Source organism: Microcoleus sp. FACHB-68, from assembly GCF_014695715.1.
GTDB lineage: Bacteria > Cyanobacteriota > Cyanobacteriia > Cyanobacteriales > Oscillatoriaceae > FACHB-68.
In genome coordinates this window covers 132985-146973 of record NZ_JACJOT010000009.1, presented here as the reverse complement: position 1 = coordinate 146973, position 13989 = coordinate 132985, and the positions used below count along the sequence as shown (strand labels likewise).

The window sequence follows — 13989 nt, the reverse complement described above, 5'->3', positions numbered from 1 at the left end:
CTGGAAACTGGTTAATTTTGAAGCAGTGGAAGAATTTATTTCCGACCCCGTCACCCAGGCTGAATATAAATCTTCTTTTTCCAGAAGTTTCAGATTGCGCCACTAAAACTTTAAGCGTTGTCGTATAAACATTGTCACTCATTTTGTGGCCGTATCCAATAACTTTGCCGAAGTTGTCGGTTTTTAGATTGACGACGCAATCTCCGAGGTCAAACATGGCTGTAGTGTTTTGAGTAAAAGAATTCTTAGATATCCTCTACATTCAACAGCAGCTTAAAAATAACAACTTCATCCTTACAGTTGATTTGTTTTTTACTTAAGGAATAATTCTGTGTGAATATCAGTTGTAGCCGGCAATACTTAAGCGAATTCAACTGTAGCAAAAGTAACAATTACATTTGAAGTATAAAATTCGTACTTGGAAAAAAGTCACGAACATCAGAAACTTCTATTCATTGGAGTAAATCCGTCCCAGGATTGATAACGCCGGCAGTGAAACTTGCAAATAATTGAAGAGTTTAACTATTAAAGAAATTGTTAGGCGGCTGACAACATCTGATCGCAAACTGACAAAAGCCTTATGAGCCTCTTCAAGCAGCTATCACTGAAAGTCAAGTTTTTTTTAGGGTCGCTCTTCTACGTGAGCTACACCCCAAAGGCGTATCTGTATTCGCGCAGACGAGACCGGCTAGAACGCGAGTTTGCCATCCCACCGGCACAGGAAGCGTTTGACAAACCCGGAAAACTCCTCAAGGCTGAGCCAACTGCCAGAGGCGCTCATTTTTACTTCGAGCAAACAGAACTAGAAATCAGCTTTCTCAAGCCTGATTTTGTCCGAGTAAACTGGTTAGGCGGCATCGCGCCGGTTCCCTACGCCATCGCCCGTCAAGATTGGCCAGATGTAGAAACCGTACTGGAAGAAGCCGGTGATAGCTGGAGTGTATCAAGCCAAGAGCCAGCCGGCCTGAAAGTGACGGTTAGCATTGATGGCAGTCTGAAATTTTACGACGCCGATGGGCAACTATTGCGGGAAGAAATGCCTCCCCAGCGGAAGGGTGACGGATGGGTTCATCAAGCGCAACTGCGAAAAGAAGAACACATCTACGGACTTGGAGAACGCGCATTTCCGATCAATCTGCGCGATCCCAAAGACGGCAGAGTGCAAACTTCTTACCGGATGTGGAACTACGACGCGGCGGGGATGTATGGGCCGGGTTCAGACCCGATGTATATCTGCATTCCCGTTTATATCGGACTTCACGCTTCAGGGAGTTACCTCATTTTCTATGAAAATTCTTTTGAGGCAAAATTTACCTTTGATGATAATGCCACCGCCGATTTTGAAGGGGGATCGCTGCGTTATTATCTAAGTTCTGGCTCTCCTCCTCATCTGCTAGAGCGCTATACAGAGTTAACCGGACGCGCCCCCCTGCCTCCCCGCTGGGCTTTGGGCTATCACCAATCTCACTGGGGCTACCGTACCGAAGAGGTCGTTAGAGAAGAAGCAGAGGCGTTTAAACGTCACAATTTGCCGCTGAGTGCCATTCACCTAGATATCGATATTCAGGTTGGGTTTCGTGCCTTTACAATCGACCCAGATCGATTTCCCAATCTCAAGGGTTTTACGCAAGAACTCGCAGAGCAAGGGGTGCGGTTTATTACGATTATGAATCCGGGGATTAAATATAGCCGGCAAAGTAACTTATTCCTAGAAGGTCAATTGCTGGAAGCGTTTTGCCGGCTCCCTGATGGCAAGCTTGTGGTGGCCCCGGTTTGGCCCGGTTGGTGTGTTTTCCCAGACTTTACAAATCCGGTGGTTCGCAAGTGGTGGAGCCGGCAGTATTTATACCTTCTTGATGTCGGCGTGGCGGGATTTTGGCATGATATGAACGAGCCGGCAGCCTTTATCCTTTGGGGCGATCGCTCACTGCCCAAACCAACCCAGCATTTAATGGAAGGCAGAGGCGGGGATCACCGCGAGGCTCATAATATTTATGGGTTGCTGCAAGCGGAAGCCGGCTACGAAGCCCTGCGCGGCTACCAGGATCGGCGTCCTTTTATTGTTTCTCGTGCCGGTTGGGCGGGACTCCAGCGCTATGCCTGGACTTGGACGGGTGACATTGAGTGTACCTGGGCTGCGCTGCGACTGACTGTATCAACAGTCGTGGGTTTAGGATTGTCAGGAATTCCTTACAGTGGCCCAGATATTGGCGGTTTCCAAGGAAATCCTCCCGCTGAGCTTTACCTGCGCTGGTTCCAAATGTCTAGCTTTTTAACGTTTTGCCGCACCCACTCTTCTAATAACGTTGAACAGCGCACACCTTGGACGTATGGCGAACCTTACCTGAGTATCATTCGGCAATTCTTGGAACTGCGCTACCGGCTGCTTCCCTACTTCTACACGTTGGCTTGGGAAGCCAGTAAAAAGGGTTATCCGCCGGTTCGTCCGCTTTTCTGGTCTGATAGTCATGACGAAGCACTCTGGGGGATCGATGATGCATTCTTGTTGGGTGAAGCGCTCTTAATTTGTCCGATTGTATTCGATGGCGCACGCTCGCGAGCGGTGAGATTGCCGCAGGGGCGGTGGTATCATTTCTGGGATGACGCCCAACTTCAAGGTGGGCAGATGGTTGAGCTTGAAGCACCATTAGAGCAGATTCCGGTTTTGGTGAAAGCCGGCACGATTTTGCCAATGGAAGCGGAGGGGCAATTAACTCTGCACCTTTACCCGCCTGAGACAGAAACATCTGTGGATTACCTCTACAGCGATGCCGGTGATGGCTATGGAGGATACCGGGTGGATCGTTTCCAAATGGTGTTATCCTCAAACAGTTTAGAACTCACTTGGGAATCTTCCGGAGATTACCCGTTCCCCTATACAACTGTACGGCTGCATCTGCATGGCGTTACGCTACAGCAAGCTTGGGTGGATGATATCGAGGTTTCGTATCAGGGGCAACAACTCGAATGCCAACACTTTGAGAAAGTTCGGTTTCAGGGAGAGTTTGCTGGCACTACGCTTTGATGGAATATCTGGCACGAAAAAAGCGTGGCGCTTGAGTGCCGGTGTTGCAAACAATTTATATTGAGGAGTGGGTGTGGTTGCCGGCTCCTCACTATTCTTCGCTCAGCAGGAGTTGCGCGAATCGCGCTGATTGCTTGGGTATTTCTATCGGTAATGTTGCCAATAGGGGTAAACTACTATCAATAACGCATACGCTGTTTTATTGAAAGCGTGTGAGCGCCAAATTAGAAAGGTGTAATCTCTTCCTTCCTTCATATAATGGTTGATCAGTATTTATCCTTAAATTCTCTGGGTTAATCTTTGTCTTTAGTTAAAAGTCGGCCTTTTTCTAGCGAGCAACTTAAGGCAATTTACAGTTAAGCCTAAATCTTTTAAGAGACGAAGTTTTATCAAAAAAGTTTCTAAAAAAAAGTTTAAGTAATCTTTTAGATAGCTTGACATATTTTAAAAAGTTTGATAGGTTTGGCAGGTGCAAACTTAGAGACAAAAAAAGGTAAAGCATGAAGGTAAAAAGTTGGTTTGTAGGCGCGGGGATTACATTACTATTTGCCGGACTACCGTTTCCCGCTTTTTCCCAAACAGTCGTTAAAGTCGGCGGCGAAGATTACCCAGTCATTAGCGAACTGCCAATTATTATCAATCGCAATGAATTGGGGAACCCAATCATTAACTACACCTGGAAAAGCGAAGATAGAAGATATCGCGTTGTTGAAATTCTGCCGACTTTGACTCAAGAAGTGCAAGTCTCCAACCCACCAGCCGCAAGACAACTGTACAGACTGGCAGACGTTTATGATAAGCAAAGCCGCAAAAAAATGACTGTGGCGCTTCCCATTCAATTCCAACCGGCCAGGTAAGAGTTTCAGAGGCGTTGCTGAGCGGCGAAATCATTTAAAGAAAAGCTTCTAAGCAATATAATTCACCGAACAGACGTCAAAATCCTCTGTAAAAACTTATCGATAGCAATGTAAAGAGTGAACTGTGAACAAAAAAGAGAAAATAGTCTCTTTCGGCTTCACAATTCACTCTTCTATTTTTATGGAAAAGAAAGCTAGAAAGATAATTTTCTGAAATGAGCAACCAACCATTAAACAATCGATTTTGTTGGCTCATTAGCAATCTCAACCAATTTGTAAAATAAATTCCGAATAATTGTAGAAAATCAAAATTTCTAACTTATACCTGCCAATTCGTTTTATTCTGAATAAAGCTAAAAAATTTAAACTTGTAAAAGCCGGCACGCAACCCCTCAAGGATGTGGGCTTTCGATTATCAATAGGTAAATGTTTCCCAGTAAATACGCCCTCGCCATCCACACCTCTAGCCCAGAATTGGGTCTAGCCATCAGCAACTTTGCGGATGAAGTTCGCAGCCAAACTTGGGATTTAGGACGGGAACTCTCCACCCAATTCCATCAGTATCTCGCTGAATTTATCCAGCCTCAAACTTGGTCAGATTTAGCCTTTATTGCCGTTGCCAAAGGTCCCGGAAGCTTCACCGGCACTCGCATCGGCGTTGTCACCGCCCGTACCCTCGCCCAACAGTTAGACATTCCTCTGTTTGCCATCTCCACCTTAGCAGCAGCCGCGTACTTTCAAAAACTTACAAATACTTCTATTCCCGATAACACGGATCTCGCCGTTCAAATGCCGGCGCAACGGGGACAAATATTTGCCGGCATCTATAAACCCTCCCCAAATGCAGGATTAACAACGTTGTTGCCAGACAGCGCAATGACATTAGAACAATGGCAGCAAACCCTAGCCGGTTGGCCCAATTCCTATTACCAAATTCACGCCGAAGCCGGCTTAGGGGCATCCGTTGGCAGCCTCCTAACACTCGCTTATTTTGATTGGCAACAGGGACTTTCCCCCAACTGGTCAGAAGCCCTTCCTTTCTATGGCCAGCATCCGGTTGAGGATAAGAATTTTACCGCTCAGTAGCCGCACTGTGTATTTAAGGGTAAAGCATTCGCGTGTAAATCGATTAAACCAGAGATTTCTACACGATTGCTTTGCCATGTGGGCAGCCCTAAGCCACGAATTTATTATCAAATCATTGCAATATCCACAATAGGGTAAATACTGTATAGCCTTGGCAATCTGATGAAAACTGATAGACATATTTTAAAGTTTATTCATGCAATTGCAGCCGCCCCTTCAGTGATTGTACTGATATTGTGACATTTAAAAATCCGGCACAGGCTACCTCAACTCGAAACGTTTATGTTGGGATACTTTAAACAATGAAAAACCCAAAACCCATTTACCTCCCGTGCTCACAGGCATGGGATTTTTGTTTTCGGGCTTTATATTTGGCCACGGGCTAGAAGAATGTATCATCGCAGATCATTAAAAGCACTCAGCAGCGCGTACCGCTACCTTTATGGCATTCTCCACTGCGTTATCTTTCAACTCTAAAACAATCTGTTCACCACCGGCACGCTGCGCCACTACCCCACAGACACACCCAGCCGCAAAGTTATAAACTCCCGCCATTTTAAACAGCGTCCCGCACTCCATTTCGTAATTGAGTATATTCAGCCGGCGATATTCTTCCGTAATGCCTTGCAGCCGGCGTAATAAATGGGGATTTGCCGAGTCGGTGCGTTCTTGCCCCTCATAAAACGTATCCACCGAAGCGGTAATGCCGGCATAGTGTTCAATATTTAATTCCCGCGCCGCCTGAATCAGCGCCACCGTGAGAAACGGATCGGCGGCTGCCGGATACTCCACCGGCGCGATGTCATTTGCCGCCCCCTGCCGGCACAGCGCCGCACGAGAAATCACAATCGATCCGGCAGGCACCTCAGCTTGAATTGAGCCACAAGTGCCCACCCGAATCATTTGCCGGATGCCCACCTGCACCAACTCATTCACCACAATACTTAAACTGGGTGCCCCCATGCCGGTGGTTGCAGACAAAACCACTCGCCCATTGGGCAACTTACCCAAATAACTATTCAATCCCCGATTCTCAGACAACCCCACCACATCCTGCAAATAAGTCTGGGCGATTAAACGGGCGCGATCCGGATCGCCAGATAGCAGCGCCATCACCGGCATCTGAGAACCCAAATCCTCGCGCCCAAACCCAATGTGATACATAAGTGCTGAGTCCTGAGTGGGTGAGTTAGAGAGTAGTTGTAGGTTGGGTTTCCTTCGTCAACCCAACAACATAAAGTCCTGAGTTAGAGACTTAGAGAGTTAGTTTTCAATTTAAATGCGGGGGTGGGAATTGGCGGCTAGTAACCAATAATTTTCAATCCCCTAATGCCGGCTTATTCCTACTAGCGTTGCAAACTGCGTGGATCGAGGGCATCGCGCAAGGCATCTCCTAGCAAATTAAATGCCAGCATCGTCAGGATAATCAATAAAGCCGGCGACAAAACTAGCCAGGGTTGTAGCACCAAAATCGAAGCATTTGTTGCCAAAGACAGCATATTTCCCCAGGACGGATCAGGCTGCTGAATGCCCAAGCCAATCAGACTCAGCACAGCTTCCGCTACGATAAAGCCTGGAACCGCCAGGGTTGCGGAGATAATCACATAAGTTGCTGTTTGGGGCAAAACGTGACGGACAATGATGTAGAGGGGATTCGCGCCCATTGCTCGCGCTGATTGCACAAATTCCCGCTGTTTAATCGAGAGTACCTGTCCCCGAATCACCCGCGCCAATCCAGCCCAGCTGATGAAAGAGGTGATGACAACAATTAACAGAAACCGCTGGGCGCTGGTGAGACCGGCAGGCAGCACAGCCGCGAGGGCAACCAATAGATAAATTCCGGGGATCGTCATCAAGACTTCCACTAAGCGCATAAAAGTGGTGTCAAGCCAGCCGCCGAAATAGCCAGAAATTCCCCCGACTAATAAACCGAGGGGAAAGGAAATGGCAATGCCAACTAAACCGATGAACAGACTAATGCGGCTGCCATGCACCAGCCGGCTGAATTGATCACGGGCTTGCTCATCGGTGCCTAGCAGGTTAAATTTAGCCGGCCCTGTGGTGCCGAACAAGTGCCGGTCTGAGGGGATCACCCCAAGCAGCCGGTATGGGTAGCCTTTGGCAAACAGATGAATGGGCGAAGATTGTTGCTTATTTTTGATCAGTTTGCGATCGCCGGTGTTCAGATCCACCGGCCCTTGGGTGGTGACATAAACGTGCGGCCCTGTAAACTGCCCCGCTGGGTTATTCCAAGCAATCTGGGTGGGCGGCAGTAATGCGCCATCGGGTTGCGATTCGTAAGGGTCGTAAGGCGCAACAAAGTCAGCGGCGATCGCTGCTAGGTAGAACGTTAATAGTAACAGCGCCCCAAAGCGAGCTAACGGATTTTTTTTAAGCTTTTGCCACCAATTCATATCAATTTTAGAAGTTAGAGTTTAGAGTTTGGTTGTGCTAATTTTTCCTCTGGCAGCAGCGCTGTGGGAGCGTCGTCATCAATGGGATTGTGGAAAAATGAGCCGGTTTGAGGAGGTAGGGTTGGGTCGAGAACAATTTCCGCAATACTTTTAACCACGCCGGTCATGGGAATTGCCAAGATCACACCTAAGAGTCCCCCCACTCTAGCGCCTAACAGCAGGGATGCAAAGATAAATACCGGCGACAAGCCGGTGAGATTTCCCATAATTCGAGGGCCGATCAAATTGTCCTTTACTTGCTGGAGTGCGACTGCAACAGCCAAGACTTGCAGCGCTTGCCACCAGTCAATAAAGGCCACAATAATGCTAACGGTGCCAATGCCTAAAGTTGCTCCCACAAACGGAATGGCTTCCATGATGCCGATAAAGACTGCAAATAGCAGGAAAAAGGGCACTCGCAACAGCCAGAAAGCTACCGCCAGCGTAACTGCCATAAACAAACCTAGTAGCAGTTGCCCTGAGACAAACCGCTGGAGATTACGCTGTAAAGATTCAGTTAATCCGTGGCGAATTGTGGGCGAGAAAAAACTGGTTAAAGCGTTCCAAACCCGATCTCCATCAACGAGCATATAAAAGGAGATCACCAGGATCAAGATGAAGTCTAAAAACCAGTTGACTGTACCGAGAACCAAGCCGAAACCTCTTGCTGCGATTTCCTCGGCTTGGGCTTGCAGTCGTGTTAGCAACTGTTGGGCCAAAATCCGCACATCAAAGGGCAAATTGTGTTCAACACTCCAGGTTTGGAAGGAGTCGATCTGTTGCTGGGCAGATTCTAGCAGTGAAGGGAAATTGGTTGCTAGTTGCCGGCCTTGAGCGAACACCGGCGGCACAATGGTCAATCCAATCAGCACAACTGCCAGACCGGCTGCTAAATACACCAGGCCGGCGGCTACTCCACGGGGCAAAATGTGCTGCAATCTCGCGACTGCGTAGTTCAGCAAAAATGCAATCAGGCCGGCGGTAATGAGAATACTGAGCAACTCACCCACGTAGCTAAGGGCACTCAGCATCGCCCAACCCGAAAAGAAGATCAGTAACCAAGTGAGCAAAAACCTTTGAATGGGAGAAAAGACTGGATTCATCAATCTGGGGTGAGGGTGAGTTCAGGGCAGAGGTTTGACGATTGGCTAGCAGCATGGGGATTGGGAGAAGGGAAAAACTTGTTAGTTGCTTGTCGCTTCTCCCTTCTCGTTTTGCCACTAGCTATTTATTCATCATCGAGCTTTTCGTGCTCAACGACAAATACATTTGAGTAGAGGTTTGCAATCACTTGTTTACCTTGTTGCGTCAGCGATAAATAATGCAGCGCATCTTTGACATAAGGATGAACGCCATTCCAGTAAAATTTGGGATAGTTTTGCCGCAGATGTCCGGGATGATTGTATCCCAAATATTTATTGGTGCCGGTTTCTTCAAATTCATAGAATAAGGCACTAATTTTTTTCAGGTATCGCGGATCACTGAGTTGACCGATGAGGTCGGCAGCGCGAACTAAGCCGGGATAATTGATGGTATCTTGATGATCTTCTTTTTTGGGCACCGGGAAACGCGTCAATTCTATGTTGCGTTTGATCACTTCAGAATCAATCAATTTATGACCGCCAAATCGTTCATCAATAAACAGTTTTGCCCGGTCTACATGATAAGGAGTCAGGCCGGCATCTGAAGATCCGGGGGGCAGACAAACCATTGTCCCATCTTGCCCTGTGGCGTACATTCCATCCTTGTCTTGCCGGCAGACACCTTTCACATAACCGATGTCATGGCAAACCAAAGAAATAATGAAGTGCAGCCAGTCTTCGCAAGAAACTCCACCCTCACGGATGTGTTTGCCGCGCAAAAGTTCTTGCCCGACGAGAGCGACCATTATTGTGTGTTCTACATTGTGATACAGGGCATCGCTGTTGGCAATGTTTTCCAAAGCCATGCCCCCAGCCCAAGCAATAATGTCTTCGTAATCTGGCCGGTAGCCTCCGTAGGTGCGGCGGTAGCCGTCCCGAAGCTTGTCTACAAAGGTGTCAATCAAAAGTTCAGTGGCGTTGAACATACTGGGTGCTCGCTTATGCTGAATGCAATGCGTTTGAGAGGGGAAAGATAATCAGAAATTTGTTTGAATGTCAAGCATCAGCAGTGAGAAACACGGTTAAAAATGGATACCAAGTGTTCTGGCTGATGATTCGAGTGCATTGGGAATCGCGTATCTGAACCATAAGTATTTGGGTGGGGGAAAATGTTCAGATAGAACATTTGGCTCAACAACATCAATTTGTTGTTCTCATGAACGTATTTTAAGGTTCAATGCTAGTAAATCACCACTCCTTCATCCCCCTCAAGGCGTATAAAAAGCGAGAAGCCTCAAGTTTTAGGGGGGTATTTTCTAGCGGGAGTGGGATGATCTGCGCTTCTGCTTCTGTGCTTCGCATTTGGCAATATTTTTGTGCTGTCAACTTCTGCCGGCTCTCCAGTCAAGAATGGAGCAATGCCGGTGAGCAAATCATGATATAATCTTTTTCTAGTTTGAAGTTACCCCGGTCGAGCCGGTGAAAATGGTAACAAATGACTTGACGCGGGCGTAATTCAGTGGTAGAATGTCAGCTTCCCAAGCTGAACGTCGTGGGTTCGAGTCCCATCGCCCGCTTTCATCCCTACATTTATAGCGGTTTTGGCAGCAGATTTGCAGGTGAGTTAATACCTGTTGCAGAACTTTCTTAAAAATTTAGTCTTCTGTCTTTCAAATTTTAACCAAAATTATGCAATCTAAGAAAGCTCGTTTTTTGATGGGGCTTATTTTAGGAGTCATTCTCGTTAGCCTTTCATTGCTGATCCCTCAACTTGAGAGTACGGCGAAAAACGACCGCAGTGCAACCGTAGATATTTCTGGGTTTATTCAAGCCGGCTGTGTGCAAGAAGGAGAGAATTTAAATTGTTCCAAAATTAAGTTAGAAGAAAAGTTTTCCTGCGAAAGGATAATTCCTCCATCAGGCGCTTTGATTGGTTTGTCTCCCGCATTGCCAATTGCTGAATGCACATTTATCAATAGAAATACTTCGACAACAAGCGAAGGAATATCGCGGAAAGGTTGCCGACTGCCCTTGTATAACAAGTATATTGTCTTAACGGCTGACAATGAGTTTAAAGAGATTGCAACGAAAGAAGCGTTTCAAAAGTTTTTCGCGCCGGTGGAAAAACCGGAAGAGGCTTTAAGTTTTGCAGTTGCTTTAACCAAATCTTATCCCAGATCCAAGATCACTGTGCCGAAAGAGTTTCGAGTTTTTGTCCCTAAAATTAAAGATACTTCTGTCAAAAAGATAGCGAGTGGGTATCAAGTAAATCTCTTTGACTATCAAGTGTGTGGTTGCGGCCCACACCCACATTATGCAGTGGATTATACGGTGACTAAAACAGGGGAAGTGACAGAAATATCACGAGAAAAAATCTATGAAGATCCCAAGCAAGATGGGCTATGTGTAGATTAACTTAAGAACCTGATAGTGATTGAGCTTGCCGTACTGGAATTTCAATTAAGAACTCTGTTCCCCTGCCAGGTTTTGACTCACACTTCAGCATTCCTCTATGTTTTTCCGTTATAATTTCATAACTAATTGCTAACCCCAAGCCGGTTCCCTGACCAATCGGCTTGGTCGTGAAGAATGGATCGAATAGACGCGCCTTAACGTCTTCTGTCATGCCAGGGCCATTATCTGAAATACTGACAGTAACCGTATCGGGGCTTGGTCTTTCAGTACGAATCGTAATTGTGTCACAATTGTTCTGATTTCCTCTATCAGAACCCTGCTTGCTGTTTTGGTCGAGTGCGTCAATGGCATTGGTGAGAATGTTCATAAATACCTGGTTTAATTGCCCGACATAACACTCTACCAAGGGCAAATTGCCATAATTTTTAATCACTTGAATGCCGGCACTATCTGATTTCGCCTTAAGCCGGTTTTGTAAAATTAACAGGGTGCTGTCAATTCCTTCGTGAATATCAACTTCTTTCATGTCGGCTTCATCCAGCCGCGAAAAATTCCGCAGGGAAAGAACAATCTGACGAATCCGATCAGCCCCCACTTTCATAGAAGACAGCATTTTAGGTAAATCTTCTATGAGGAAATCAAGGTCAATTGCTTCAGTTTCTGCTTCGATGTCAGCCGGCGGTTTAGGATAGTGCTGCTGGTAAAGATGCAGCAAGTTGAGCAAGTTTTGAGTATATTCATCAGCGTGTATAAGATTCCCGTAAATGAAATTAACGGGATTATTAATCTCATGAGCAACCCCAGCTACTAATTGACCTAAACTAGACATTTTTTCAGTCTGTATTAATTGGGATTGGGTCTTTTGTAATTGATGTAAAGTTTGCTCCAACTGTTGGGCTTTTTCTCGTTCGCGCACTTCCGATTCTCGCAAAGCATTAAGTGCCTGCTTGCGTTCAGTAATATCACTGTTAATTTCCAGCATTGCTATAGGTTGCCCCAATTCATCCCGTTGCAAAGTCCAGCGGCTTCCCACGATGATTTTCGTACCGTCAAGCTTGGTGTGAATCAATTCACCTTCCCATTGCCCTTCACGCAGAAATTTTGCTAACACTTCCTCGAGGGGTTGGGGAAAAACTGTTTGCAAGAAAGTGTGAATATATTGCCCCAATACCTCTTGTTTTGTCCAACCGTACAACTGCTTAGCACCCTGATTCCAATAAGTAATCTTGTCATCTAAACTCCGAATAATGATGGCATCACTCGCTAAATCAAGCATTTGCATATTCTGTCGCAAAGTTTTTTCAGCTTGTTTGCGTTCGGTGATGTCTTCAATCGTTGTTAAAATGCCAATTACTTTCCCTTCAATATCATGAATCGGCAATCGATTAATGTCTAGCCATATTTCATCACCATCGGTTTGTATTCTGCGTTGAATATCGTGCAACTCCGGTTGATTCAGCTCCATTACCCGGCGATCTTGCGCTGTGAATTCGTCTGCTACTTCCTGAGACCATAAATCATAGTCTGTCTTTCCGACAATCTTCTCTGGGCTACTAATTCCAACAATTTCACACCAATTTTGATTGCAACCTAAGTAAACCGAATTTCGGTCTTTCCAAAGAATGGATTGGGGAATATTATCTAGTACCAGTTGCAGCAGTTCAGCGCCTTTACGAATTTCTTCCGCCCGGACTCGGTAGCTAATATCGTTACCAAACCCAACGATTTCGATTAAGTTATTATTTTCATCAAAACGATATAAAGATTTCCAAGTAATTGTTCGTTTATCCCCGTTTCGAGTTGTTAAAACCATCTCGCCGTCGCGCAAGTTTTCTCGCTCATAACTCCCAAATAAATCCTCAATTTGTTGAGAACCATTACCTAGAGCGAATTTTTGTGCCCAGTTTTGCCCAACCAATTCTTCCGCTGGATACTCAGTAATCTGTTCAACAGCAGGATTAATAAATTTTGTTACTCCATCGGGGGTTATTCCCAGAATCATCGCTGGAGTTTTTTGAATAATGAAGGCTGTATAATCCCGTTCTTTTTGGAGAGTTTCTTCTGTCTGGTTACGCTCTTTAATTTGCGAATAGATAATATTGTAAATCCAAAAAAGTATTCCAATATTCAATAATATTCCGCCAGAAAATGTAACAATAGCTTTGTTTGCCGCAGTTTTTGCTTGCTGTTGTTGCTGATTTAATAATTGTCTATGTTCATTTCCTAAGTCATTAACTATTACCCGGATTTGATCCATTATTCTTTTTCCCTCATTCATGGCGACAACCCGCCTTGCCGGTTCAAATCCCTGCTCTCTTCGTAACTCAATTGTCTGCTTTAATTCTGCTAATTTACTGTCAACTAAAGACTCTAAAAGCGTTAGTTTTTGCTCTTGATTAAGAGGATTGCTTCTAAAGGAGCGGAGATTCTTAACTTCTTTAGAAGCAATGGAAATAGCAGAAATATAGGGTTCTAAATATGACTCATTTCCTGTTATTATGTAGCCACGTTGCCCCGTTTCTGCGTCTTTCATTTGAGAGAGGACGTTATCGAGTTGCTTAATAATTAAAAACGTTTTGTCCACTGACTCATTTGTTTTAACAAGTTGGGTAATGCTCTGATAACAGACTCCTCCAATGACTATTAAAGTACAGGTTGCCAATCCTAAGCCTCCGACAATCTTCTGCAAGAATTGTTTGCGAACTTTTTGAATCTGCTGTTTCTCAAGGGGTGTTTTTCCTAGATTGTTTATGTAGTCCGGTAATATTGTTCTCATCATTCTGTGCTTGTTTTTACTGAAGTAGGTGGGATTAATCCTATTTATAAAAGCTAATGACTCTGAAAAGTCAGGAAAATTTTATAGCTCATTTTATTGATGAGAATATTTGAAGGGCCTTCGGCTATTGAAGGTTTAGGTTTTGAGAACTATTTAGTACAAATTAAGTGCAATGAAAAAAAATTAGTAGACGGATAATTACGACAATTATTGAATAGACAAAGTAATTAAAGTATCCGTTTGAATATTCTATCTTAAAAAATCAAAACTTAATTTAGAATTATTAAAAGTTTAT

General features: G+C 45.2%; 10 protein-coding genes and 1 tRNA gene. 6 read left to right on the top strand and 5 right to left on the bottom strand.

Features of this window, described 5'->3' with window-relative positions:
- Positions 1 to 580: 580 nt before the first annotated feature.
- The 3 genes from H6F73_RS16125 (at position 581) to tsaB (ending at position 4968) form a co-directional block, all read left to right on the top strand.
- Complete coding sequence (locus H6F73_RS16125; RefSeq protein WP_190759774.1) at positions 581 to 3025, top strand: glycoside hydrolase family 31 protein; 2445 nt, start codon at positions 581 to 583, stop codon at positions 3023 to 3025.
- Positions 3026 to 3525: 500 nt separating this feature from the next.
- Positions 3526 to 3882 (top strand): hypothetical protein, encoded by a 357-nt coding sequence (locus tag H6F73_RS16120; RefSeq protein WP_190759773.1) that lies wholly within the window; start codon positions 3526 to 3528, stop codon positions 3880 to 3882.
- A 426-nt stretch (positions 3883 to 4308) separates the two neighbouring features.
- Entirely contained in the window at positions 4309 to 4968 is a 660-nt protein-coding gene (tsaB, locus tag H6F73_RS16115; RefSeq protein ID WP_190759772.1) for a tRNA (adenosine(37)-N6)-threonylcarbamoyltransferase complex dimerization subunit type 1 TsaB, read from the top strand.
- Between the two features lie 408 nt (positions 4969 to 5376).
- Here the strand turns inward: tsaB and H6F73_RS16110 are convergent, their stop codons facing one another.
- The 4 genes from H6F73_RS16110 to H6F73_RS16095 form a co-directional block, all read right to left on the bottom strand.
- A complete protein-coding gene (locus tag H6F73_RS16110; protein ID WP_190759771.1) occupies positions 5377 to 6132 on the bottom strand; it encodes a nucleoside phosphorylase in 756 nt (251 codons plus the stop codon).
- Between the two features lie 182 nt (positions 6133 to 6314).
- Positions 6315 to 7382, bottom strand: coding sequence for an ABC transporter permease (locus H6F73_RS16105; RefSeq protein ID WP_190759770.1), 1068 nt, complete (start codon positions 7380 to 7382; stop codon positions 6315 to 6317).
- A gap of 14 nt (positions 7383 to 7396) precedes the next feature.
- The gene (locus H6F73_RS16100) at positions 7397 to 8524 is read right to left on the bottom strand and encodes an AI-2E family transporter (protein ID WP_190759769.1); all 1128 of its coding nucleotides are present in this window, start codon (positions 8522 to 8524) and stop codon (positions 7397 to 7399) included.
- A 125-nt stretch (positions 8525 to 8649) separates the two neighbouring features.
- Positions 8650 to 9489: an Npun_R2479 family HD domain-containing metalloprotein gene (locus H6F73_RS16095; protein ID WP_190759768.1), complete on the bottom strand. Its 840-nt coding sequence runs from the start codon at positions 9487 to 9489 to the stop codon at positions 8650 to 8652.
- Positions 9490 to 9740: 251 nt separating this feature from the next.
- Here H6F73_RS16095 and H6F73_RS26245 point away from each other — a divergent pair, with 251 nt between their 5' ends.
- From H6F73_RS26245 to H6F73_RS16085, 3 genes are all read left to right on the top strand, one after another.
- Positions 9741 to 9947 (top strand): hypothetical protein, encoded by a 207-nt coding sequence (locus H6F73_RS26245; protein WP_206754747.1) that lies wholly within the window; start codon positions 9741 to 9743, stop codon positions 9945 to 9947.
- A 61-nt stretch (positions 9948 to 10008) separates the two neighbouring features.
- A tRNA-Gly gene (locus H6F73_RS16090) sits at positions 10009 to 10080 on the top strand.
- A 139-nt stretch (positions 10081 to 10219) separates the two neighbouring features.
- A complete protein-coding gene (locus H6F73_RS16085) occupies positions 10220 to 10918 on the top strand; it encodes a hypothetical protein (RefSeq protein WP_190759767.1) in 699 nt (232 codons plus the stop codon).
- A gap of 1 nt (position 10919) precedes the next feature.
- Here the strand turns inward: H6F73_RS16085 and H6F73_RS16080 are convergent, their stop codons facing one another.
- Entirely contained in the window at positions 10920 to 13697 is a 2778-nt protein-coding gene (locus H6F73_RS16080) for a PAS domain S-box protein (protein WP_190759766.1), read from the bottom strand.
- Between the last annotated feature and the right edge of the window lie 292 nt (positions 13698 to 13989).

Bases quoted from the DNA above. Each gene is read 5' to 3' on its own strand.
- H6F73_RS16095 (WP_190759768.1), bottom strand. From the start codon at position 9,489: ATGTTCAACGCCACTGAACTTTTGATTGACACCTTTGTAGACAAGCTT.
- tsaB (WP_190759772.1), top strand. From the start codon at position 4,309: ATGTTTCCCAGTAAATACGCCCTCGCCATCCACACCTCTAGCCCAGAA.
- H6F73_RS16080 (WP_190759766.1), bottom strand. From the start codon at position 13,697: ATGATGAGAACAATATTACCGGACTACATAAACAATCTAGGAAAAACA.
- H6F73_RS16100 (WP_190759769.1), bottom strand. From the start codon at position 8,524: ATGAATCCAGTCTTTTCTCCCATTCAAAGGTTTTTGCTCACTTGGTTA.
- H6F73_RS16105 (WP_190759770.1), bottom strand. From the start codon at position 7,382: ATGAATTGGTGGCAAAAGCTTAAAAAAAATCCGTTAGCTCGCTTTGGG.
- H6F73_RS16110 (WP_190759771.1), bottom strand. From the start codon at position 6,132: ATGTATCACATTGGGTTTGGGCGCGAGGATTTGGGTTCTCAGATGCCG.
- H6F73_RS16120 (WP_190759773.1), top strand. From the start codon at position 3,526: ATGAAGGTAAAAAGTTGGTTTGTAGGCGCGGGGATTACATTACTATTT.
- H6F73_RS26245 (WP_206754747.1), top strand. From the start codon at position 9,741: ATGCTAGTAAATCACCACTCCTTCATCCCCCTCAAGGCGTATAAAAAG.
- H6F73_RS16125 (WP_190759774.1), top strand. From the start codon at position 581: ATGAGCCTCTTCAAGCAGCTATCACTGAAAGTCAAGTTTTTTTTAGGG.
- H6F73_RS16085 (WP_190759767.1), top strand. From the start codon at position 10,220: ATGGGGCTTATTTTAGGAGTCATTCTCGTTAGCCTTTCATTGCTGATC.